The sequence below is a fragment of the Mesorhizobium sp. W016 genome (assembly GCF_054719485.1).
In genome coordinates, this window is the sequence record NZ_JBTTIF010000002.1 from 3298142 (window position 1) to 3319979 (window position 21838).

General features: G+C 62.0%; 22 protein-coding genes and 1 pseudogene. 15 read left to right on the plus strand and 8 right to left on the minus strand.

Annotation, left to right across the window (positions count from 1 at the left end; genetic code table 11):
- Positions 1-98: 98 nt before the first annotated feature.
- Complete coding sequence (locus ACYG9V_RS16465; protein WP_023669466.1) at positions 99-302, minus strand: CsbD family protein; 204 nt, start codon at positions 300-302, stop codon at positions 99-101.
- Positions 303-575: 273 nt separating this feature from the next.
- Positions 576-1340, minus strand: a complete 765-nt coding sequence (locus ACYG9V_RS16470; RefSeq protein ID WP_155923566.1) for a CGNR zinc finger domain-containing protein — start codon at positions 1338-1340, stop codon at positions 576-578.
- On the opposite strand from ACYG9V_RS16470, the gene ACYG9V_RS16475 reads away from it, so the two are divergent.
- Positions 1327-2298: a DMT family transporter gene (locus ACYG9V_RS16475; RefSeq protein WP_023689436.1), complete on the plus strand. Its 972-nt coding sequence runs from the start codon at positions 1327-1329 to the stop codon at positions 2296-2298. The genes ACYG9V_RS16470 and ACYG9V_RS16475 overlap by 14 nt on opposite strands.
- Before the next feature lie 275 nt (positions 2299-2573).
- Here the strand turns inward: ACYG9V_RS16475 and ACYG9V_RS16480 are convergent, their stop codons facing one another.
- The 3 genes from ACYG9V_RS16480 to ACYG9V_RS16490 form a co-directional block, all read right to left on the minus strand.
- Complete coding sequence (locus ACYG9V_RS16480) at positions 2574-2933, minus strand: hypothetical protein (RefSeq protein ID WP_245260695.1); 360 nt, start codon at positions 2931-2933, stop codon at positions 2574-2576.
- A gap of 638 nt (positions 2934-3571) precedes the next feature.
- Positions 3572-4462 (minus strand): adenylate/guanylate cyclase domain-containing protein, encoded by an 891-nt coding sequence (locus ACYG9V_RS16485; protein ID WP_352625248.1) that lies wholly within the window; start codon positions 4460-4462, stop codon positions 3572-3574.
- A 418-nt stretch (positions 4463-4880) separates the two neighbouring features.
- The gene (locus ACYG9V_RS16490; protein WP_023669472.1) at positions 4881-5909 is read right to left on the minus strand and encodes a LacI family DNA-binding transcriptional regulator; all 1029 of its coding nucleotides are present in this window, start codon (positions 5907-5909) and stop codon (positions 4881-4883) included.
- Positions 5910-6265: 356 nt separating this feature from the next.
- Here ACYG9V_RS16490 and ACYG9V_RS16495 point away from each other — a divergent pair, with 356 nt between their 5' ends.
- The 14 genes and pseudogenes from ACYG9V_RS16495 to ACYG9V_RS16560 all read left to right on the plus strand — a co-directional run bounded on the left by ACYG9V_RS16495 (position 6266) and on the right by ACYG9V_RS16560 (position 20263).
- The gene (locus tag ACYG9V_RS16495; protein ID WP_352764199.1) at positions 6266-7879 is read left to right on the plus strand and encodes an extracellular solute-binding protein; all 1614 of its coding nucleotides are present in this window, start codon (positions 6266-6268) and stop codon (positions 7877-7879) included.
- An 81-nt stretch (positions 7880-7960) separates the two neighbouring features.
- Positions 7961-8821, plus strand: coding sequence for a carbohydrate ABC transporter permease (locus ACYG9V_RS16500; protein ID WP_023819383.1), 861 nt, complete (start codon positions 7961-7963; stop codon positions 8819-8821).
- Positions 8818-9774 (plus strand): carbohydrate ABC transporter permease, encoded by a 957-nt coding sequence (locus tag ACYG9V_RS16505; RefSeq protein WP_352764197.1) that lies wholly within the window; start codon positions 8818-8820, stop codon positions 9772-9774. Before ACYG9V_RS16500 ends, ACYG9V_RS16505 begins: the two co-directional genes overlap by 4 nt.
- A complete protein-coding gene (locus tag ACYG9V_RS16510) occupies positions 9771-10862 on the plus strand; it encodes an ABC transporter ATP-binding protein (RefSeq protein WP_352764195.1) in 1092 nt (363 codons plus the stop codon). The genes ACYG9V_RS16505 and ACYG9V_RS16510 overlap by 4 nt, the downstream gene beginning before the upstream one ends.
- 1 nt (position 10863) lies before the next feature.
- Positions 10864-11925 carry an ABC transporter ATP-binding protein gene (locus ACYG9V_RS16515; protein WP_023715435.1) on the plus strand — a complete coding sequence of 354 codons (1062 nt, stop codon included), beginning with the start codon at positions 10864-10866 and terminating at the stop codon, positions 11923-11925.
- Between the two features lie 35 nt (positions 11926-11960).
- On the plus strand, positions 11961-13058 hold the full coding sequence (locus tag ACYG9V_RS16520; protein WP_352625242.1) for a Gfo/Idh/MocA family protein: 1098 nt from the start codon (positions 11961-11963) through the stop codon (positions 13056-13058).
- 26 nt (positions 13059-13084) lie between these two features.
- The gene (locus tag ACYG9V_RS16525) at positions 13085-13999 is read left to right on the plus strand and encodes a sugar phosphate isomerase/epimerase family protein (protein WP_352764191.1); all 915 of its coding nucleotides are present in this window, start codon (positions 13085-13087) and stop codon (positions 13997-13999) included.
- Positions 14000-14054: 55 nt separating this feature from the next.
- Positions 14055-14996 (plus strand): sugar ABC transporter substrate-binding protein, encoded by a 942-nt coding sequence (locus ACYG9V_RS16530; RefSeq protein WP_460221975.1) that lies wholly within the window; start codon positions 14055-14057, stop codon positions 14994-14996.
- 61 nt (positions 14997-15057) lie between these two features.
- Positions 15058-16062, plus strand: a complete 1005-nt coding sequence (locus ACYG9V_RS16535) for an ABC transporter permease (protein ID WP_050586906.1) — start codon at positions 15058-15060, stop codon at positions 16060-16062.
- A complete protein-coding gene (locus ACYG9V_RS16540; RefSeq protein WP_352625416.1) occupies positions 16059-16841 on the plus strand; it encodes an ATP-binding cassette domain-containing protein in 783 nt (260 codons plus the stop codon). Before ACYG9V_RS16535 ends, ACYG9V_RS16540 begins: the two co-directional genes overlap by 4 nt.
- Positions 16842-16851: 10 nt before the next feature.
- Positions 16852-18027: an aldose 1-epimerase family protein gene (locus tag ACYG9V_RS16545; RefSeq protein ID WP_352625239.1), complete on the plus strand. Its 1176-nt coding sequence runs from the start codon at positions 16852-16854 to the stop codon at positions 18025-18027.
- A gap of 118 nt (positions 18028-18145) precedes the next feature.
- On the plus strand, positions 18146-19240 hold the full coding sequence (locus ACYG9V_RS16550) for a fatty acid desaturase family protein (RefSeq protein ID WP_352764188.1): 1095 nt from the start codon (positions 18146-18148) through the stop codon (positions 19238-19240).
- A 26-nt stretch (positions 19241-19266) separates the two neighbouring features.
- Positions 19267-19577 (plus strand): annotated as a pseudogene (locus ACYG9V_RS16555) (Rieske 2Fe-2S domain-containing protein).
- A gap of 368 nt (positions 19578-19945) precedes the next feature.
- The gene (locus tag ACYG9V_RS16560; protein WP_155923314.1) at positions 19946-20263 is read left to right on the plus strand and encodes a hypothetical protein; all 318 of its coding nucleotides are present in this window, start codon (positions 19946-19948) and stop codon (positions 20261-20263) included.
- A 569-nt stretch (positions 20264-20832) separates the two neighbouring features.
- Here ACYG9V_RS16560 and ACYG9V_RS16565 read toward each other — a convergent pair.
- The 3 genes from ACYG9V_RS16565 to ACYG9V_RS16575 form a co-directional block, all read right to left on the minus strand.
- The gene (locus ACYG9V_RS16565; RefSeq protein ID WP_460222068.1) at positions 20833-20985 is read right to left on the minus strand and encodes a hypothetical protein; all 153 of its coding nucleotides are present in this window, start codon (positions 20983-20985) and stop codon (positions 20833-20835) included.
- Positions 20916-21224, minus strand: coding sequence for a hypothetical protein (locus tag ACYG9V_RS16570; RefSeq protein ID WP_352764296.1), 309 nt, complete (start codon positions 21222-21224; stop codon positions 20916-20918). Before ACYG9V_RS16570 ends, ACYG9V_RS16565 begins: the two co-directional genes overlap by 70 nt.
- 266 nt (positions 21225-21490) lie before the next feature.
- Positions 21491-21832: a tyrosine-type recombinase/integrase gene (locus tag ACYG9V_RS16575; RefSeq protein WP_023824840.1), complete on the minus strand. Its 342-nt coding sequence runs from the start codon at positions 21830-21832 to the stop codon at positions 21491-21493.
- Positions 21833-21838 lie beyond the last annotated feature (6 nt).

Here is a 21838-nt window from a genome sequence, read left to right on the forward strand (position 1 = left end):
CTTGTCGTGAGACTCACGAAAAGGCGACAAGAAACGCGGCAAAAAAGGGCGCCGTACCTCTCGGAGCCCTTTTTCAAGTTCAGTTTGGAACCGGCGACCTACCAGCCTTGCCGGCCATACCAGTCATCGATGTCGCGCCGAGCGCGGTCCTTCTCAATGCCGTAGCGCTCCTGAATCTTGCCTTCCAACTGATCGCGGTTACCGGCAATACGGTCCAGATCATCGTCTGTGAGTTTGCCCCACTGTTCCTTGACCTTGCCCTTTACCTGCTTCCAATTGCCTTCGACACGGTTCCAGTCCATGGCACCTATCCTTGTTTGTTTCGGACTGAGAAAAACGCCGTCAGGCTAGCGGAGTTCCCGTCAAGTTTGAGCAGATCGACCGATCGAAGCGTGGCGAGGTAGGCGGCCCCGAAGCAACCCGCTCTGGAACGCGATGATGGCTTGCCGCGCCGGCCGTGTTCTCCACCGTCTTGGCCACAGTCGCTCGCGAGACCAGCTTCGTTGGACAAACACCGACAGGGATAGCGTGAAGCCAACTATGCTGCGTTCGTCATCCAAGCCTGGCGTCAGATACTAATTCTTTCTGTTGGGAGCCATGTTCCCTGCGGCTTTTGCCCTGAAGCGCCTTACCCGGCTGCGTGTGCCGCAGCTCTCATCCGAGCACCACCGCCTGCGCCCGCCACGCGAGGTGTCGATGAAAAGCCAACCGCAGTTCGGCCCGGTGCACTCGCGCACGCGGCGGCGGTCATTCCTGGACACCAAAAACTCGGCTGTCTCAAAGGCCACGCGGTGGCCGATAGTGTTCAGACTGGCTGCGTCGGTCCACTGCCAAGCGAGGCGGTCGCCGGACGGGAAAAGCGAGCGCTTCGGCAGGGCTAGGGCGACTGTATCGCGCACGATTTGCAAGGCATCGTCCGGCACCCGGGCGCCTGCCGCCTCGGCCTGGAGAGCCGCGTAAACGGCCTCGCGCAAAATCTTGGCCTTTTCCAATGCCGCCTCCGCAAGGAGCGGGCGGGCGGAAGCCTCCGCGAGCAGTGCTCGCGCCTCATCGACGTCGATCAAATCGGCACGTCCAGCCCAGACGACCAGGTCGGCATAGGTCTGCAAGAGGTCTGGCCCCCACACATCGCGTCGCGCGTCGACCGTGTTGACGAAGTCCAAGCAGGGGTGACCGCCAACCATGCGCATGTCGACGATAGTCTTCGCACCATCCATCCCGGAAACATCGGTTGGCGGAACCGTATTGGCAAGAGGCCGTTGTAACGAAATAAACGTCCTTTGGCCGTTACGACGAACCAACAACGCCCAGCGAAGGCTGCTTCCGATGAACCGCAACACAGCGACATTTCTGGTTTTATGTGTGATCTGGGGCACCACGTGGATCGGTATCAAGGCAGGGATCGCCACCGTGCCGCCTCTGATGTTCGCAGGCACGCGTTTTACAGTAGCCGGCTTGCTGATCCTCAGCGCGACGCGCCTAAGGGGCGCTGCTCTACCACGGGTGGCGAAAAGGAGTTGGCCGCGTCTTTTCGTTGTTACGTTGTTCATGATTCCGCTTTGCTATGGCCCACTCTTTTGGGGCATGCTCTATGTCGATACGGGCACCGCGGCTGTTCTTGAGCTTTCGCTGACCCCTGTCACGCTGCTTGGATTTGCGTTGCTTCTGGGGGACGAACGCTATGACGGCCGCAGGCTCTTTGCGATTTTGCTCGGTGCGGCCGGTCTGTGCATCCTGTTCGGGCCCGAGGCCTATGCTAGTTGGACACACGCAGACCAGCAGGGCAGGGGGCTCCGGCTGCTGGCGATGACAGCGGTGGCGTCGGCAGCTGTAATCTATGCATGGGGTTCGGTGCTCGCGCGGCCGCTTCTTGAGGTATATTCATCGGACTTCATCGCCGGCTTCACCACCCTTTTCGGGGGCGCATTCCTAATTCTCATCTCACTCGTTGTGGAGCCAGGCGCGGCCGCGGCTCTAAAAGGCGATTGGGGCTGGCCGGCCTGGGTCGGGTGGCTGTTCCTCGTGCTGTTTGGTTCGTTCATAGGCTACACACTCTTTATCCGGCTCCTGCACGAAATCGGCGCCTCGCGCGCCGGAGCATTTGCCTTCGTCTCACCCGTGATTGCCGTCGTGCTTGGCATCATCACCTACGGCGAGGAGGTTAGCCTGATCGACATCATCGGCATGGCTATCATGCTCTTCGCAGCGTTTCTTGCGCTACGCGAGCGCAAACAGGAAACATCATCCGCTTCCCCGCCGTTGATTCCACGCTCCGCGCGGGCCGATGGCAGAATATGAAAGACGGCGCGCGCATCCAGCCGCCAATCAGCCTTGAGATGGAAAAGCACAAGGTTCGCGTCTATGCGAAAAGAGGGCTTTCCCGGCAGCGTATCCCGCCTATACCGGCGGCGAGGAAAGCTCCAGCTCATATGAAAACACTAGTCGGCGAGGGATTTTGCCGAGTTGCTGTCAAGATTGTAGGCGGGATTTGATGGAAAAATCGCGAGGCTGCAATCAGCGACCTATTCGTTCCGATCGCGATGCAGGCTATCCGCCAACGCGTCGACAAAGTGTCAGCCGCATCGCTTCAGTTCCGCCACCTGAACGCCGAGACGGAATGCCTGACCATCGGCATAAGAACGTGCATAGCTTTCTGCTTCGAACGGAAACGTCAGGGTGCTGCCGTAGGCGGTGACGCGGACCGTCCACTTCTTGTCGCGAACGAGTTCGACCGAATTGTCGGGCGACGTCATGATTTCCTCCGGCACCAGCAAGGCGAAGGCACGGATAACGTCGCAAAGGTCGTTTGAATGCAAACAATCCGACACGCTCATGTCGCTTGTTCTATACGCCCAGACTTTCTCTCGATTAGAGCAGCGCCCGGCTGCAATGTCGGTGGCGTTAAGTCCCCTAGCTGCCAAGACCTTTCCCATTGGGTCGGTCCCCTTGCGGCCTCACGCAGCGACCTTTCTGAACCCAATCGCCGAGATCGTCAGCCCGCAGTGTCTTCGAGAGAATAGCCGGCAAGCCGCAGGGTGCGAATGGCAACTCTGCGACGACTGCTTCAACAACTTTCGCGACTGGCTCATGTGAACGTCGACCACCTGGGCGCTCACACTGGCTTTCTGCGACCAGCCAGCTGCGATGAATTCATCACGGCTGATCACCTTTCAGGATTCTCGAGCATGTGGCGCACCAACTTGAACTCGATCGGCCCAAGAGGAATCTCCCCGGTGCTGCAAATACGGTGGTATCGAGCTCCATCTCGAGGTCGCGATATGTCAGTGGTCTGCGCTTCTGCGCCAATTTCGTGACGGTAGCCCAATCGCGAGCCTTCGCAGGTGGTCGAGGAGCTATTGCGGCGCAAATGGTCTGATGAAGCGTTCGTCGAGGGAGATGCACCGGCCGCGGCTCCGTCGAACTCAACGAGGGAAACGGAAGTCAGACGTTCCTGGATTGGCCTTGGCACATTTGTGAACGGTCGATCCCAATGGCTGTCAAAGAGTACGGCGCGACATTGAGGGCGCCAGCGAACCAGCTCTAAACCGGTCGAGCTAGTAGCCGGGCCGGGTCAATCCGAGACAATTTCGTAGTGAAGAAGCTGGGCTTCGTCGAGTGCCGACTTCACTCCAGGCGAGATGACGCCGGAGCCGAAGAGGATAATATCTTCACGGCGTACGAATACTTCATGGCCCAGTCCCATGGACACAAACGTGCCCGAAGAGCTTCGTTCGAGAAGCCGAGCTCTGCCATTCAATATGGTGAAGGCGGCGTGGGACCTCGATACCCAGGGCCGCTCGACGATGATGTCGCATTCCGCCGATCTGCCGATTGTCACGGATTCGCCGTTTCGACAGGATCGCAGCTGATCTCTGTAGCGGATGACCAGATGAATCTGCCGCGGCAGGACCGAGCGTCTATCTGTAGTGGCGCCATGGCTGGTGATCTGCGTACCGGGGGCCCCATCGTCGCTCCACAGGGTATAGACATCGAAGAACTCTTGCTTCCCCTTCAAGGCCATTTTGTCGAGGAGCCGCAGGCCCTTGCGGCTTCTCGGGGAAAGGGCTTCGCAGAAGCTCTGGCTGATCAGCACCTCTCCGGGGTTCGCCGTGGTGGACAACCTTGCTGTGACATTGACAACGTCACCGAATATCGCCCCCCGCGCGCGAATGACCGCCCCGAAATGCAATCCGATACGGGCGCTCAACGGCCCTTTAGTCAGTTGATGGGTAATTTGGCAGACGGCCCTCAGCGCCATTTCCGGGCTCTCGAAGAGGCTGAGTATGTCATCGCCTTTCGAGTAAATGAAATCACCACGGTGCTTGGCGACAATCTCGCGCATTGTGTCCAGGCAATCCGAGACCTGCTGTAGAGCGGCATCGTCTCCGATCCGCTCATAGAGCGGCGTGCTGCCCACGACATCAGCTAAGAGGACTGCGGCAAGAAGCGTCTCCTGATCCATCGATCTCGTGTCCGACCCGAAAACTCAGCGTGCGTGTATAACACACGAGGTCGCCTGCAACATATCTGCTCGAGCGCCTTTGATCGGGGCGATGCTTCAGGTGATCGTCGCGGACGGACGGGCGTATGCCATTCGTCGGCTTCGTGCCGGCGACATCCAGAACCTCTTCGCCCCAATCGTTCGCGACCTCGGTGCTATGAGTGGACTTGGTCTTTTTAGGTTCGGAAAGGCTGAACGAGTTGCAACGGGCGACGGCCTTCTCATGCACCATCAACCACGACCCGATCTCGTCCCTCCGACTTCGCGCGGAATAGTGCCAGATCGGCGGCTTTGACGAGATCATTCGGGCTCTCGTTCGTATTTGGGACCGGTGGCGACGCCAACGCTGTGCTTTGCGATAAGATCACGGATCCATTGATCAGATTTCAGGTATATTCTCTTTGAAGATCACCTGAAGTCGTGGTTGATGCGGTTCATAGTTCAGGTGCCTGACTGAGTGGCTTAAAATGTTGAGCGCTTCCCGCGCCTCGACGCGCGGATTTTGATCTATGACCGCATCGAGCGTCCCATCCAACAAAAGTTCCTTGGTGCCGTCTGTCACCTCGTGGCCGAGAAAGAGAATGTCTTTGGCGCGTCCACGCTCCTTGAGCGCCCGAGCGATGCCGGTGTTGCCGGCGCCGACATTGTAGATCGCGGCAAGATCGGGGTGCCGGTCCAGAAGCGCTGATGCTTCCGAATAAGCCTTCTCTCGGTCATCCAGCATTTCGCGCATCTCGACGATCTTGAGATTGGGCGACTCCTCGGTCAAGATGTGCCGGAATCCCATCTCGCGTTCCTCATGGCCGCGATAGGACAGCGAACCGGCGAACAGCGCCACCTTGCTTGGGCGTTCCGATCCCATGAAGCGGTTGAGCAGATAGCCGGCCAGCCGCCCCGCGGCGCGGTTGTCGATGCCGATATAGGCCACTCTCGGAACATGCAGGATGTCGGAGGCGATGGTCACCACCTTGACGTCATTGGCCGACAGCGAGCGGATCGCCTCGCGCACCGTCGGATGATCGAGCGCGATCACGCCGACGCCTTGTGTCTGTCCACGCAATTCTTGCAGCAGGCGGGCGAGCCGGTCGGGGTTGAAGCCCTCTATGGTGGCGATGTGGACGTCGAGATCGGGGCGCGCCAAGGCCTGCGCCTCGATGTGTCGATGCAGCATCTTGATGAAGGAATTGGTGCCGGCCGGCAGAGCGAAGTCCAGACGGATGACCTCTCCAGGTGAGGGCCTGGGCGGCGCTCCGTTCGGGCCCTCGGCGATGTAGCCGAGGCGCTGCGCCATTTCGAGCACGATCTCACGCGTGCGCGCCCGCACACCTGGCCTGTTGTTCAGCACGCGGTCGACGGTGGCGGCGGAAACGCCGGCTTCCCGGGCTATGTCAGTCAAGGTGGAACGCACCGTCTTCATCTCCTCAATGCATCAGATCGCACAATGCCGCTAGCCCGTCCGACGGCCACAGCTGCCAGCCATCAGCGATTCTGATGGGAAATGATGTATCGAGCCTTAGCCGATGCGCAAGGAGGTTGGGCTAAATCGCGTCGCCCGGCGTGATAGTCGCGTGCCAGAAAAGGCAGATTTCCCATCAAATCGAGGCATTGAGCCCGTGTGTCGACCTTTGCATCACGTATTTTCTCCGCAGTTGCGGTGTTACGATGTATTTTGAGTATTTATGATGTTGACAGCCTTCCGGTGCTGCCGTCAATATCCCTCAACGGGCTTGTGGAGGAAACATTGGCCCTGAGGGAGGAATTCCTATGTCTGATCTGATCCGCATATCGCGACGCGGCTTGTTGGCGTCCGGAGGAAAGGCGGCGGCGTTCGTGGCTGCGGCCGGTATCGCCCCGCAATTCATCCGTCCCGGCCGTGCCCTTGCGGCCGACGCGCTGGCGCCAGGCATGGTCGGCGGCCCCACCGGTTTCGAGGGCGCCGAGCGCTATCAATATGGCGCCGACACGCCGGAAGGCCGTGCCGTTGAGGCGGCCAAGGCCTTGAAGGGAGCTGGCAAGGCACCGGCCAAGATCGTACTTGGCCTGTCGGATGGCTCGATTGGCCAACTCACACAGCCTTTCCCAGCGGGTGCGCCGTCGATCAAGGAGCTGTGGGAAAAGGAAACCGGCATCCAGATCGAGATCGTCGGCCTGCCGAACGGCCAGGAATTCACCAAGACGATGCAGGACATCTCCACCAAGGGTGGGGCCTATGACATCTACTCGACGGAATGGAACCGCCTCGGCGACCTTGCCGAGACCGGCGGCATCGCCAAGCTCGACGACTTCGTCGCCCAGTACAAGCCCGAATGGGACGATCCCAAGACCGGCTATGTCGACGGCGCCAAGGGCGTGTCGCTGCTCAACAAATATCGCGGGTCCAACTATGGCGTGTCGCTGGACGGCGACTTCCAGACCTGGGTCTACCGCGGCGACCTGTTCGGCGACGCCGCCGAGCAGAAGGCGTTCAAGGACAAATTCGGCTACGATCTGGCGCCGCCGAAGACCTGGAAGCAGCACAGTGACATCGCGGGCTTCTTCCAGCGCCCCGACAAGGGCCTGTTCGGCTCCACCGACCTGCGCAACCAGGGCTGGGGCTACACCAACTGGTATCAGCGCTATGTCTCGATGGCATCGCCCAACCAGTTCCTGTTCGGCGACGACGGCAAGCCGCTGATCAATTCCGAGCACGGCATTGCCGCCACCAACGAATATGTCGGCTCGCTCGTTCATCACTCGCCGGACGCGATCTCCTGGGGCTGGCCGGAGCAGTATGGAAATTTCGCCAAGGGCGGCGCGGCGATGACCTGCGCCTTCTCGAACCTGCCGAAATTCCTCGACAATGCCGGCAACAAGGATTCCGCCGTCACCGGCAAGATCGGCTCGATGCTGCCGCCCGGCCGCGAAGTCGACGGCAAGCTGATCAGCCGTTCCGTGCTGTGGTTCTCGCTGACCGGCATGGTCTCGTCTCAGTCGAAAAACCAGGAGGTCGCCTACCTCCTGCTGCAGTGGCTGGGCTCCGCCCGCATCTATGCCTGGATGAGCGCCAATCCGGGCGGCTATCTCGATCCGTTCCGGCTCTCGGATTTCTCCGATCCGCTGGTGCGCCAGACCTACCACGCCTACCACATCGACGTGGTGCGCGAGACCGTCGCCCGCACGGTGCCGACGATCAACTATCCCGGCGCCACCGCCTTCCACAACGCATTGGACGAAAACCTGATGGCGTCGCTGACCAAGGCCAAGACAGCGGAACAGGCGATGGCCGACACGGAAGCGGAGTGGAAGAAGATCGCCCGCCGCATCGGCGAGGACAAATTGCTTGAAGCCATAAGGACCAACAAGGAGGCCTGGCCGACTGTTCTCGATCCAATCAGCTGATCCGTCTCCCTGGATCAGCGCTGGAGGGGAGGAGCATCTGTTCCTCCCCGCCGCAGTCAACGCCACCAGCAAAGCAGCTAGATGAAGCGTTCCGTCCCCTTCGAGATATTCCGCTACGCCGCGATCTTCGCGGCGATGGCGGTGACGCTGGTGCCGATCCTTTGGATGGTGTCGATGGCCTTCAAGCCGATCGCCGAATGGTCGGCGACCGGCGCCGACCTGACATGGTGGCCGAAGAACCCGACGCTGGGCAATTTCCAGTTCGTCTTCGGCGAGTCCAACAACAATCTGATCGTGGCGCTCGACCGCACCGCGCTGAAGCCGATCCTGTCGTCGCTGCTGTCTTCGGTGTTCGGCACGGCGATCGCGATGTCGGCGGGCACGGCTGCGGCCTACGGGCTGTCGCGTTTCGGCTCGGGCCAGAACCTGCCGCTGGCGCTGATCCAGCTCAGGCTGTTTCCGCCAATGGCGGTGATGATCCCGGTCATGATCATGTGGGCCTTCCTGAACTTCACCGACAGCTGGTTTGGCCTGGCCCTGATCTACGGCATCGTCACCCTGCCGTTCGCTTTCTGGCTCATGAAGACCTTCTTCGACGACATGCCGCGCGAGATCGAGGAAGCGGCGCTTGTCGAAGGTTGTTCGCGGCTGCGCGTCTTCACGCGCATCACGCTGCCGATGATGCGCGCACCGCTGGCCAGCGCCGCCCTCTTCGTCTTCATCCTCAACTGGTCGGACTATCTGATCGCGCTGCTCCTGACGACGCGCGAATGGGTGACGATCCCCGTCTACATGGCCTCGCTGTCCTCCTCGATGACGGGTCAACTCTATGGCGCCAAGGCCGCGCTCGGTCTTGTCGCCGCGGTGCCGCCGGTCATCATGGGCATTGCCATCCAGCGCCATCTGGTGCGCGGGCTGACGTTCGGCGCGCTCAAGCAATGAGCGCGGTGACCGTGACTGTCTCGAAGGATGCAAAGGCCGCGCTTGGCAAGCCCGTGCTGCGGGACGAGGGAGCGCGGCTGGGATTCCGGCTGACGCTGCCGGCGCAGATCCTGGTGCTCTTCATCTCCGTCTTCCCGCTGCTGATGCAGCTCTACATCAGCGTCACCGAGTGGTCGCCGCTATCCGGCCTGGGCTGGTGGAACGCATGGGAGATGTGGAACAGCTTCGCCAACTACACCGACCTTGCCGCCGATGCGCGCTTCTGGAGCGCGCTGAGCCGCACGGCCATCGTCATGGTCGTGTGCGTGCCCGTCGAATTCCTGCTTGGCCTGGCATTGGCGACGCTGTTCGCGGACGATTTTCCGGGCAAGCGGATCTTCTATTCGATCCTGCTGATGCCGATGATGGTGGTTCCGGCGGTGGCCGGCTACATGTTCTTCATGCTGTTCCAGTCGGGCGGACCGCTGAACGACATCCTGTCGGCACTCAGCGGTTCACGCGTCACCATCGCCTGGCTGTCGGACCCCACGCTAGCGCTGATCGCGGTGATCATCGCCGATATCTGGCAGTGGACGCCGCTGATGTTCCTGATCCTGCTTGCAGGCCTGGTCGGCGTGCCGCAGGACCAGATCAAGGCGGCGACCCTGCTCGGTGCCAATCCGTGGCAGCGCTTCGTCACCATCGTGCTGCCGAAGATGAAGACGATCGTCATCATCGCGCTGGCGATCCGTGTCATCGAGAACTTCAAGATCTTCGACACGCTCTACATCATGACCGGCGGCGGCCCCGGGGTCGCCACGGAGACGATCTCCGTCTACATCTACAAGGTCACGACGCAGGACCTGATCTGGGGCTATGTGGCGGCGATCGCGCTGGCCATCCTGGTCGTGCTTTCGATCGTTGCCGTATTCGCCATGAAGCGCATGGCGCGGGCAAGGCTGGTGCCGGCATGAGCGCGATCCAGCTGCGCAACCTGGTCAAGACCTTTGGCGACTTCACCGCTCTGAAGACCATGGATCTCGATGTTGCCGATGGCGAGTTCATGGCGCTGCTCGGGCCTTCGGGCTGCGGCAAGTCGACGACGATGAACATGATCGCCGGCATGGAAGAGCCGACCAGCGGCAAGATCCTGTTCGGCGAGCGCGACATGGCCGGCGTGCCGATGGGCCGCCGCGGCGTCGGCTTCGTTTTCCAGAACTATGCCATCTTCACCCACATGACGGTGCGCCAGAACCTTGGCTACGGGCCGCGGATGCGTGGTGCGGCGAAAGCTGAGATCGACCGCCGCGTCGGCGCCACCGCCGAGCTGCTGCAGTTGACGCCGCTGCTCGACCGCAAGGCCGACCGGCTCTCGGTAAACATCCTGCAGCGGGTGGCAATCGGACGCTCGGCGATCATGGAGCCGGCCATCTTCCTGCTCGACGAGCCGCTGTCCAATGTCGACGCCGCCTTCCGGGCGGTAATGCGGACCGAGCTCAAGCAGCTGCAGCGCCAGTTCAGGCAGACGATGGTCTACGTCACCCATGACCAGCTCGAGGCCATGACCATGGCCGACCGCATTGCCGTCATGGATCAGGGCGTGCTGCAGCAGGTGGGAACGCCGCTGGAAGTCTACAACAATCCAGCCAATGTCTTCGTCGCCCGCTTCATCGGCGCTCCGGGCATGAACCTGCTGAAGGGAAGGCCGGCGGAGAGCGACCGGGGCCTGGTGGTCGATCTCGGGCAGCTGGGGGTCACGCCGACGCTGCCGGATGCGCTGGCCGCCACCTTGCGTGGATCGCGCTCTGAGGTGCTTTACGGCTTCCGGCCCGAACAGGTGTCGCTGGTGCAGAGCGGGCAGGGCCTCGCCATGCCGGTGAGCTTCGTCGAGCGGATCGGCGCGAGGACCATCGTCCATCTCGGCGATGGCGAGACCGCCGTGAAGGCGGTGTTCGACAATAATGTCGGACTGTCGATCGGCGAGCTTGCCGTCGTCGCCCCCGTGGCATCGTCCGTGCGTGTCTTCGATGCCCGCAGCGGCATTGCGATGAAGGCAGGTTGACATGGCCGATATCGTCTTTCGCAATGTCAGCAAGCGTTACGGCACGACGCTCGCCGTCGACGACGCCTCGTTCACCGTCAATGACAACGAATTCTTCTGCTTCTTCGGGCCGCCGCTGTCGGGCAAATCGACAATCCTGCGCCTGGTGCTCGGGCTGGAGACGCCTGACGCCGGAGAGATCCTGATCGGCGGCAAACCGGTCAACACCGTCTCGCCGGCCGAGCGCAATGTCGCCATGGTGTTCCAGAACCTGGCGCTGTTCCCCCATATGAGCGCGCGCGACAATGTGCGTTTCCCGCTGGTCGAGCGCAAGGTCGCCGAGGCCCAGATCGAAAAGCGTGTCGCCGACGTCGCCGCCAAGCTGCATATCGGCCACATCCTTCACAAGCCGCCGGCGCAGCTTTCCGGTGGCGAGCGGCAGCGCGTGGCCATAGCCCGCGCCCTGGTGCGCGACCCGAACGCCTATCTGATGGACGACCCGATCTCTGCGCTCGATGCGCGGCTGCGCGAGGAAACGCGCGTCGAGCTCAAGCGCATCCAGCGCGAACTCGGCAAGACGCTGATCTACGTCACCCATGACCAGGAAGAGGCGATGTCGATCGCCGACCGCATCGCCATTCTGGAGAATGGCAGGATCCGGCAGATCGGCGCTCCGGCGGAGATCTACGACCGCCCGGCGAACACCTATGTGGCGCGACTGCTTGGTTCGCCGATGATGAACATCCTCAAATCCGTTCGCGGCGACGGTGGCATCGAGGCCGCAGAAGGCACGGTCAGCATCGCCGATCGCGCTGCTCCGGCCGACGCGATCGAAATCGGGCTCAGGCCGGAGGACATCCAGGTCCGGCCCTGGGTCGAAGGGGGCGTTGGCCGCCCGGCACGCGTGTTCGAGGTCGAGCCGCTTGGCGGCTACACGGTGGTAACGCTCGCCGCCGGAGAGGCGCGGCTGAAGGCGCTGCTGCGCGGCCAGCCCGACATCAGGCCGGATGCGGTGGTAGCGATTTCCTGCGAGCCGGCCCGGGTGCATTATTTCGGGCAGGACGGAGGCGCGTTGGCGAGATGATCGCGGCTGCGAAAACAGAATTGCGGGATGAAGACATGGCGAGCGAAGGCTTCGAGCCGGACGTGAAGGTCCGCACGAAAGAATACCGTATCGGCTGCATCGGCGCCGGCATGATCATGGCCGAATGCCATCTTGCCGCCTATGCGCAGGCCGGTTTCCCAGTCGTCGCCATCGCTTCGCGCACCAAGGCCAGTGCCGAGAAGGTAGCTGCACGCTGGAGCATTCCGACCGTCCACGACACACCGGAACAGCTGATCGAGGATTCTGAGGTCGAGATCGTCGACCTTGCCTTTCCACCCGACCAGCAGCCGGCATTGATCCGCCATGCGCTGAAGCAGCCTCACATCAAGGCGATCCTGGCGCAGAAGCCGCTGGCGCTGTCGGTCGATGAAGCCGTGAAACTGCGCGACGAAGCCGCAAAGTCCGGCAAGATCCTCTCGGTCAACCAGAACATGCGCTACGACCAGTCGATGCTCGTCCTGAAGCAGATCATCGACAGCGGCGCGCTGGGCGACATCGTCTTTGCGCAGATCGACATGCATGCGATCCCGCACTGGCAGACCTTCCTTCAGGACTACGACCGGCTGACGCTGGCCAATATGAGCGTGCATCATCTCGACGTGCTGCGCTTCCTGTTCGGCGATCCCTCGGAAATCACCACCCTGACACGCAAGGACCCGCGCACGACATTCGAGCATAGCGACGGCATCACCGTCTCGACGCTGCGCTTTCCCTCCGGCGTGCTTGCCGTGTCGCTGGAGGATGTCTGGTCCGGACCGCGCCAGGAGGGCTATCTGGACGACCAGCACATCAACTGGCGCGTCGACGGCACCAAGGGTGTCGCCAAAGGCACGATCGGCTGGCCGAAAGGCGTGGCCTCGACGCTGACCTATGCCTCGACCGAGACGACCGGCGGCGAATGGGTCAGCCCGAGCTGGGACACGATGTGGTTCCCGCATGCCTTCATCGGCGTGATGGAGCAATTGCAGCATGCGGTGAAGACAGGCGCGCCGCCGGCATTATCGGTGGCCGACAACGTCAAGACGATGGCGCTGGTCGAAGCCGGCTATCGCTCGATCGACGAGGGCCGCACCGTCAAGCTTTCCGAAATCTCGATAAAATCAGCCAACTGAATCGCTTACAGGGAGGAATTCACATCATGATGCAGGCAGGTATTTTCACGGGCTATTTCCCGTACGGCCTCGAAGAGACGGCAAAGAAGATCCGCGGGCTCGGTTTCAACACGGTGCAGCTCGACCTGCATTTTAGGGATATCGATCTGTCGGCCGGGCAGATCACCCAGGACAAGGCCAAGCAGGTGCGCGACGTCTTCCGCGACAACAACCTGCCGATCTGCTGCGTGTCGGGCTACACCAACATCATCCATCCCGACAAGGCCGAGCGCGACAAGCGCGTCGGCTATCTCAAGGAGATCATCCGCAACGCCCGCGACTTCGGCTCGCCTTACGTGATCTCCGAAACCGGCACCTACAACACCGAATCCGACTGGGTCCATCATCCCAAGAACAAGACCGAGGAAGGATTCGAGGAATGCCGCAAGGTGATCGCCGAGCTTGCCCAGACGGCTTACGACCACGGCGCGGTGTTCCTGCTCGAAACCTATGTCAACAATGTCGTCGGCTCGGTCGAGGAGACGGTCAAAATGTTCGCGCAGGTCGACCATCCCGGCCTCGGCCTGCTGATGGATCCGACCAACTATTTCGAGACCCACAACATCGACAAAATGGACCAGATCCTCAACCAGGTGTTCGATACGCTGACCGACAAGATCAAGATCGCGCATGCCAAGGACGTCAAGCGTTCGGGCAGCGACAAGTCGGAAAAGCATGCCGACCTCGGCGACGAGGATGCTATGGAGAGCCACACGTTCCGCGGCGTCGGCGAGATCGAGCTGCCGGCGCCCGGGCTGGGATCGCTGAATTACGATCTCTATCTGCAGCGGCTCAGTGAGAAGCACCCGAACATCCCCGTCATCATCGAGCATCTGACCGAGGACGACGTGCCGCGGGCGAAAACATTTCTCGACGGGAAGTTCCGCGCCAACGGCCTGTGAGTGCCGGTTGCGCCGCCGGCGCATGGCGGCGCAACTCCAACCAAGGGAGGAATGAATGTTGAAATTCGCATTGAAAGTGGCTGCCGCGGCAACGCTGGTAGCCGGGGTCTCCTTGAGCCTGCCGGCATTCGCGCAGGACGGCCAGAAGACCTTCTATCTGCTGTCGCATGGTGGCCCTTCGGACGCGTTCTGGATCGACTGGAATGCCGGCGCGACCAAGGCCTGTGACCAGCTCAAGGTGACCTGCAAGATCTCGTTCAGCGGCGGCGACATGGCGGCGCAGAAGGAGGCTTTCAACTCGGCGCTCGCCGCCAAGCCGGACGGCATCGCTACCACCTCGGCTCAGCCCGGCCTGTGGACGGAGGAGGTGAAGGCCGCCAAGGCCGCCGGCATACCGATCGTGTTCTTCAACACCGATGATCCGGCGACCGGGCGGCAGGCCTATGTCGGGGCCGACCTCAGGGAAGCGGGCGTCATCTGGGCCAAGTATCTCGTCGACCACAAGATGGTGAAGCAGGGCGACAAGGTGTTCCTGCCGGTCGAAGTGCCGGGCGCCAGCTACCAGCAGCTCGAGACCGAGGGCATCGCCAGCGTCTTCGATCCGCTCGGCATCAAGTACGACGTGGTCGATTGCGGCACCGACCCGGCCGGCATCATCGCCAAGATGACCGACTACATGGTCGCCAACAATCCGCCGGCAATCATTGCACTCGGCAATTCCGTGGCAGCAAGCATCAAACGCGTCTTCGACGGGGCCGGTGTGTCGGCCGGCAAGGTCCCGGTCGTCGGCTGGGGCAACTCAAAGGAGACGGCCGAGGCGGTCAAGTCCGGCTTAGTCAATGCTGCGGCCTGGCAGTACCCGTCGGCGCAGGGCTTCATGCCGGTGGCGCTGCTCGGGCTTGCGGCCTCTGGCGAGCCGATCGGCTACGACATTCACACATTCAGCCTCTACGACGCCTCGAGCGTCGAGCCGATCCTGAAACTCTACAACAAGTGACGACAATCAGCGCCCGCCCCGAAACGGCGGGCGCCGGACGAAACGCATGGTCCTGACAGATATGGCAATCACAGCAGACGACGACACGCAGCGAGCGAAGGGCAGGTCTGCGCTGCTGCGTTCGCCGCAATTCTCCTCGCTCATCATCCTCATCGTGCTGCTCGTGGTGTTCGCCATCGCCGACGGCAACTTCCTGTCGCCGCTCAACATATCCAACATGATGGCGTTCCTGCCCGAGCTCGGCATCATCGCTCTCGGCATGACGCTGCTGCTGACGGCGGGCGAGTTCGATCTGTCGGTCGGCGCCGTGTTCGGCCTTGCGCCCGTCGTGGTGATGCTGCTGGTGCAGAATGGCGGTATCGACATCGGCGTCGCCCTCCTGGCCGGGCTTGTGCTGTGCATCGCGATCGGCGCCATCAACGGGCTGATCGTCACCAAGATCGGCATTTCCTCGTTCCTGGTCACGCTGTCGATGCTGCTCGTCGTGCGCGGCGCGGCGCTCTACATCACGCAGGGATTCCCCCTGAAGTCGTGGGACCAGCCCGGCTTCTTCGTCACGCTGCTTGCCGGCAGCTTCAATGTAGGCTCGTTCCGGTTCTACACCTCGCTCTGGTGGTTCATCGGCCTGTCGCTGCTGGCGATTTACATCCTGCGCTACGCGAAGCTCGGCAACTGGATCAGCGCCATCGGCAGCAACCGCAACGCAGCGGTGGCGCGCGGCGTGCCGGCCGACGCGGTCAAGATCTGGCTGTTCATCCTGACCTCGGTGGTGGCCGGGCTGGCCGGCATGATCAGCGCGTTCCGGATCTCGGCCGCCTCGCCGGTGGCCGGCACCGGCTACGAACTCGAAGTGATCGCCATGGTGGTGGTCGGCGGCACGGCGCTCACTGGCGGGCGCGGCACCATCCTCGGCACCATCGTCGGCGCGCTGATGCTGCGCGCCATCCGCAACGGCATCGTGCTGATCGGCGTGCCGGGCTTGGCATACAACATCTTCGTCGGCGTCATCATCCTCGCCATGCTCATCCTGCACGCTTTGCTGCAGAAGAACGCCGCAAGGAGCTGACGATGGAAGTGCTGCGTCTGCAAGACCTGCAAAAGTCCTTCGGCAACGTGCGTGCGCTGAAGAACGCCTCGTTCACCCTCAACGAAGGCGAGGTGGTTGCCCTGCTCGGCGACAATGGCGCCGGGAAATCGACGCTGATCAAAGCGATCTCCGGCGTCTTCACGGCCGACCACGGCGACATCTTCGTGCGCGGCGAGAAGGCGTCGATCCGCTCGACGCGCGACGCGATGGACCTCGGCATCGAGACCATCCATCAGGACACATCGCTCGCGCCGGACCTCAGCATCGCGCGCAATCTTTTCCTGGGCCGCGAGCCGGTCAATTTCGGTTGGCTCGGCGTGTTCGCGCCGCTCGATCTCGCCAAGCTTCGCAACGCCGCCTCGGCGCTGCTGAAGCGGGTCGGCATTTCGAAAAAGCTCGATGCAGATGCGCTGGTGAGCACGCTCTCGGGCGGTGAGCGGCAATCGATCGCGATCTCGCGCGCCATGCAGTTCGCCGCCAAGGTGATCATACTCGACGAGCCGACCAACAATCTTGGCGTCGAGGAAACCCACGGCGTGCTGCGCTTCGTCAAGGAGGTGCGCGACGCCGGCCACTCGGTGCTGCTCATCACCCACAACATCCACCACGTGTTCCAGGTCGCCGACCGCATCATCGTCATGCGCCGCGGCGAAATCGTCGCGGAACAGACGGTCGCCGACACCGACCTGTTGACGGTGGAAAGCATCATCACCGGCGCCGACATGTCGGCCTTGCTCAAGGAGGCGAGGGCAAAGTGAAGGACGTCGCATGGTAGAGCTTTACGGCAAGACGCTGTCGCGAAGGCAGGTGGCTGAGCGGTCCGGCATGCTGTCGCAGTTTGCCGGTGTGCGGCTGATGACGCTCGGCGACGGCGTGGAGCGCGGCATCCGGATGCTCGAGTTCCGCACCGGCTCCGGCCTGCGCTTCACGGCGCTGGTCGACCGGGCGCTTGATATCGCCGATTGCGACTTCCGGGGCCAGGCGATCGGCTGGCATTCGCCCAGCGGCTTTCGCCACCCCGGACTGCACGAGCATGAAGGGGAGGACGGTTTCGCCTTTGGCCGGTCGTTCTCGGGGCTGCTCGTCACCTGCGGCCTCGATCATATACTGGGCCGGCAAGACGTGCCGGCCGAAAGCTACAATTATCCCGGGCGCAAGCGGGTATTGCACTCGCTGCATGGCCGCATCGGCACCGTGCCGGCGCGGCTGACCGGCTACGGCGAGGCCTGGGACGGCGACCGCTGCGTGCTGTGGGCGGAAGGCATTGTCCAGCAGGCAACCGTGTTCGGCGAGGATCTCCATTTGCTGCGCCGCATCGAGGCCGATGTCGGCGGCAGCGAGATCCGGCTGTCGGACCGCGTCGTCAATCATGGTTTCAGCCGCACGCCGCACATGTATTTCTATCACGTCAATGTCAGCCATCCCTTGCTCGACGAGGGTTCGCGCTACCTGGCGCCGATCCGGGATGTCGTCTGGGCGGCGCACGCCGGCGATCGTTACGAGGCGCAGAAGGTCGGCTACCGAACCGTGCCGGCGCCGCAGCTGGGATTCAGCGAGCAGGTCTGGGAGCACGAGCTTGGCGCCGATGCGGCGGGCGAGGTGCCGGTGGCCGTCGTCAATGACCAACTGGGGCTCGGCTTCGAGGTCGTTACCCGCAAGGATCAGCTGCCCTGCACCTATCAGTGGCAGAACTTCCAGGCCGGCCTATATGCGTTGGGGATCGAACCCTCGACGCATCATGTTCTGGGCAATCTCGCCGCGCGCGAACGGGGCGAGATGATCTGGCTGGACCATGGCGAAAGCCGCTCCTATGACGCCGTGTTCCGGGTGCTCGACGGTGCCGGCCAGATCGCCGAAGCGGAAGCGAGGATAGGGTCGATCGCCCGGCAGCCGCAACAGGATTACCCTGCGCCGTCGGGCGCTTTTGCGAGACTGCAGGCGTGACCGGCTTGAAACACACGATCGGTTGCCGCGGCGGGCGGGAAGTGCGCCGGAATACGGAAGCAGGCGCGGCCCGGCCGACCCCAAGCGGCCCTTGCGGAGCGCAGGCGGGAAAGCGGAGATGACGATGACGGCAAGCAGGAAGCGTGACTACAGCCTGGTCGGTGAAAGCACCAAGCGCGCCATCGAGACCGGATTGGCTTCGGCCGAATGGTATCACACCGATGTCCCGCGCAAGGCGATCAAGGAGTTGATGCAACGCTCCGACGGGCCGGCGATCCGCGACACGATCATCTGGGTCGCGGCGATCCTGCTGTCGGCCGCCGGCATCGTATGGTTCTGGGGCACTTGGTGGGTGGTGCCGTTCCTGTTCGTCTATGGCGTGCTTTACGGCTCGTCGAGCGACTCGCGCTGGCACGAATGCGGCCACGGCACCGCGTTCCGGACGCGCTGGATGAACGATGTCGTCTACCAGATCTCAAGCTTCATGCTGATGCGCAACCCCGTGCAATGGCGCTGGAGCCATGCCCGCCATCACACCGATACTATCATCGTCGGCCGCGATGCCGAAATCGCCGTCATGCGCCCCCCAGATCTGCTGCGGGCGGCGCTCGCCTTCACCGGTATTCTCGATTTCCGCTATTCGCTGCCGGCGCTGGTGCGCCAGGCGTTCGGCAAGCTGTCCGATGAAGAGAAGAGCTATATCCCCGAGATGGAGCAGCACAAGGCGGTGATCGCTGCGCGCTGGCATGTGGCCATCTATGCGGCGACAGTCGGGCTGGCGTTGTTCACCTGGTCGCTGCTGCCGCTGGTGGTGATCGGCCTGCCGCGCCTCTATGGCAGCTGGCACATGGTCCTGACAGGGTTGCTGCAGCATATCGGCCTGGCCGACAATGTCGTCGACCACCGGCTGAACACGCGCACCGTCTACATGAACCCGGTCAGCCGCTTCATCTACTGGAACATGAATTATCACGTCGAACACCATATGTTCCCGATGGTACCCTATCATGCGCTGCCGGGGCTGCACGAGCTGATCAAGCACGACCTGCCGGTGCCGAACCCGTCGATGTGGCATGCCTATCGCGAGGTCTGGCCGGTGCTGCTTCGACAGCTGAAATATGAGGATTTTTATCTCAAGCGGAAATTGCCGCCGACAGCCAGACCCTATCGCGGCGAATTTCACCAGGTCGATATGTCGGCGGCGGCCGAATAGCGATCGCGAATTTTGCCGGACCGGAGATGGCCGACTGGATTGAAGCGTCCGCGGTGGACGACATCTCGGAAGAGGATGTCATCCGCTTCCATCTTCGCGGCCGCACCTTCGCGGTTTGCCGCTCGCTCGATGACGAGTTCTTCGCCACCGACGGATATTGTACGCATGAGAAGGCGCATCCGGCCGAAGCGCTGGTGATCGACGACGTCATCCAATGCCTTGAAGCATATTGGCCGCTTCAATTGCGGCCGGCCAGGCCAAGGGCGCGCCGGTCTGCGTCAATCTCGCGATCTATCCGGCGACAATCGAGGCCGGCAAGGTGATGATCCAAATCTGACGCGTGGTAACCCGGTCCAGCACCGCGTTTAGCAAAGCAGAGTGACGTTTTCATGAGCCGAAAGAGACCGACCGTCGCGATCTGCGCGCGATGAAGCGCCAGCTGACCATGCTGCGCGTGCTGACCATGGACGTAGCCGGGGCCGTCGAGCGGGAGTGGGTCGATCGACGTGGTGCCGCCGGAGCTGTGCTGAACCCTATATCGCGATGCGGCCCCCAGCCTGTTCACCGTGCCGGGCTAGAATTTTCTTCGAGATCGGCACCGCCGACGATTTTCTTAGTTGGGCTTTCCGGCTCCGGGCGCCGACGCCATCATTGCAGCGCCGGCTATGCCACGGTCACCGTGCCCAGACATATGTGCTCGGCCCTTTGGACCCTGATCGACAAGATCCTGATTCGCTGCTCCTTCTGCTGATCAGCTTTGAGGTGCTGATTGTGCGGTTTGATCCGCCAGCGTTGATACTGGGCGCTGCCGCGATCGAAGCGGAAGGACAGCGCCTGCCAGCGGCAAAACGACCGCCTGCGCAAGATCAGTTTGAGGGAAGGAGATGGAAATTATTGGTGCGCAGCGAGCGCGGCAAAGCTGCGCAGGTGATCGTGGCTGGAAAGCGTCGCTACAAAGGCGGTGCGTTTGTCAGTTTGGAAGCCGACACGCGTCCGGCAGACGACGGTGATCTCGCTGGCTGACTGCGGCGCGGGATTATTATTGAACGACGGCAGGAAGTAGGCTCGGTGCTACGCCGTGCGTCCAGGACTCGGGTTGGAGTGGACTATGGTTCGGGGTCACGATAGGAGATCTGCGCAGCCTCCAACCTCCAGCGCTTTCCGCATGTTGGGCAGGGTAGAACAGCTGCGGCAACGTCCGCTACTGCCGATCAGCCGATCTGATGATCGTCTATGGCGGCGGTGTCGATCCGATGATGGATAGGGAAGATAGATCAACAAAATCAAATATTTATGAGGGTTCGTGTGCAAATACTGCACACGCAAGTTCCGCTGCTTCTTTTTTCGTTCCTACGAGGGAGCTGCTTTTCGGACCCTCTTTTGCCGACGATACTATCCGCTCCAATGCGAATGCTCACCAGGATGTCCGTGAACCTGATTGTTGTCTGCGGCGTCCAGTTTGCGTCGTTTGCGTCGTCCAGTTTGCCTGGGGAACCTGGATTCGAACCAGGACTACTCTAACAGAGTCAGAGACAGATTTTACCGTCCCTAGCAAAATTCGCCTCGTGTTGCAGTCGTGTTGCAATCTCCCGCTACAACAGCACGCGGGCCTCGATCTCGGCAACTGCCGTCTGATCGGCGGCATCTTCTTCGAACAAATCGCCGTTGTCGAACGTCACCGTGATCGAGCTATGCCCCATAATGGTCTGGACACGCTTCGGCGATAGCTTCTGTTCGATGAACAGGCTGGCCGCTGCATGACGCAGGCCATGGAAGTCGTACTTGGCGATTTTGAGAGGATCGCCTTCGGGATCGAGCCTTGTGGGGTGAGCCGGAATATGCCGGCACCGACGAGCATCGGCGTCCAGACGCGCGCAAGGATGTTGTGATGGTCGAGCGGCGTTCCTTCGTCGGAGGGGAACACCAAGCCATCGGGACCGTTCGCAATGGCCAGGCGCTGCTGCTTCAGGGCGTTGATTGCCATGGGCGCCAGCGGCACGTCGCGCTCGCGGCCGAAGTCTTCGGAAACCCGAAATCACCCCATGCGTCCACGCGGCCTTTCACCGTGAGGACGCCGCGCTTCAGGTCGGCGGCGTTCCATCTGAGGCACGCAGTTCGGAGGCGCGCAAGCCGCTAAATAGCGCCGTGACTATCAGGGCGCGGTGCTTGCCTTGGGCGGCGTCCAGTAACGTCCGCAACTCGGGTTTGGTCGGATCTCGGGCCGCTTCAACTTTCGCCGATCGTTCGTCTTCACCTTGGCGTTCGACAGCGGATTGTCGCCGCCAAGCCACGCCGCCTTGCTTCAACGAAGATCGCGCCGAGCGAACGCACAACGCGCTTGACCATGGCAAGCGATCGATCCTTCGCCAGTTCGTCAGCGAAGGCGTGGGCGTGCGGCGTGTTGAACTGCGAGAGCTTTCTGGCGCCGATCAGCGGCACGATGTGGATGTTGACGTGTTGGGCGTAGGCATCGCGCGTAGAGCGCTCCAAGCCTTCGGCGTCGCATCTTTCCAGCCACAGCTTCGATGCCTCTTTGATCGTGATCGAGGTGCTGTCTGCGACATGAACGCCGAGCTGCAGGTCACGTCGCACCTTTAC

What these genes read in the sequence shown, in the direction of transcription:
- ACYG9V_RS16535 (WP_050586906.1), top strand. Translation starts at nt 15,058, where the DNA reads ATGGCAATCACAGCAGACGACGACACGCAGCGAGCGAAGGGCAGGTCT.
- ACYG9V_RS16525 (WP_352764191.1), top strand. Translation starts at nt 13,085, where the DNA reads ATGATGCAGGCAGGTATTTTCACGGGCTATTTCCCGTACGGCCTCGAA.
- ACYG9V_RS16570 (WP_352764296.1), bottom strand. Translation starts at nt 21,224, where the DNA reads ATGGCAATCAACGCCCTGAAGCAGCAGCGCCTGGCCATTGCGAACGGT.
- ACYG9V_RS16480 (WP_245260695.1), bottom strand. Translation starts at nt 2,933, where the DNA reads ATGGGAAAGGTCTTGGCAGCTAGGGGACTTAACGCCACCGACATTGCA.
- ACYG9V_RS16510 (WP_352764195.1), top strand. Translation starts at nt 9,771, where the DNA reads ATGAGCGCGATCCAGCTGCGCAACCTGGTCAAGACCTTTGGCGACTTC.
- ACYG9V_RS16465 (WP_023669466.1), bottom strand. Translation starts at nt 302, where the DNA reads ATGGACTGGAACCGTGTCGAAGGCAATTGGAAGCAGGTAAAGGGCAAG.
- ACYG9V_RS16550 (WP_352764188.1), top strand. Translation starts at nt 18,146, where the DNA reads ATGACGATGACGGCAAGCAGGAAGCGTGACTACAGCCTGGTCGGTGAA.
- ACYG9V_RS16530 (WP_460221975.1), top strand. Translation starts at nt 14,055, where the DNA reads ATGTTGAAATTCGCATTGAAAGTGGCTGCCGCGGCAACGCTGGTAGCC.
- ACYG9V_RS16505 (WP_352764197.1), top strand. Translation starts at nt 8,818, where the DNA reads ATGAGCGCGGTGACCGTGACTGTCTCGAAGGATGCAAAGGCCGCGCTT.
- ACYG9V_RS16500 (WP_023819383.1), top strand. Translation starts at nt 7,961, where the DNA reads ATGAAGCGTTCCGTCCCCTTCGAGATATTCCGCTACGCCGCGATCTTC.
- ACYG9V_RS16520 (WP_352625242.1), top strand. Translation starts at nt 11,961, where the DNA reads ATGGCGAGCGAAGGCTTCGAGCCGGACGTGAAGGTCCGCACGAAAGAA.
- ACYG9V_RS16545 (WP_352625239.1), top strand. Translation starts at nt 16,852, where the DNA reads ATGGTAGAGCTTTACGGCAAGACGCTGTCGCGAAGGCAGGTGGCTGAG.
- ACYG9V_RS16485 (WP_352625248.1), bottom strand. Translation starts at nt 4,462, where the DNA reads ATGGATCAGGAGACGCTTCTTGCCGCAGTCCTCTTAGCTGATGTCGTG.
- ACYG9V_RS16475 (WP_023689436.1), top strand. Translation starts at nt 1,327, where the DNA reads ATGAACCGCAACACAGCGACATTTCTGGTTTTATGTGTGATCTGGGGC.
- ACYG9V_RS16495 (WP_352764199.1), top strand. Translation starts at nt 6,266, where the DNA reads ATGTCTGATCTGATCCGCATATCGCGACGCGGCTTGTTGGCGTCCGGA.
- ACYG9V_RS16515 (WP_023715435.1), top strand. Translation starts at nt 10,864, where the DNA reads ATGGCCGATATCGTCTTTCGCAATGTCAGCAAGCGTTACGGCACGACG.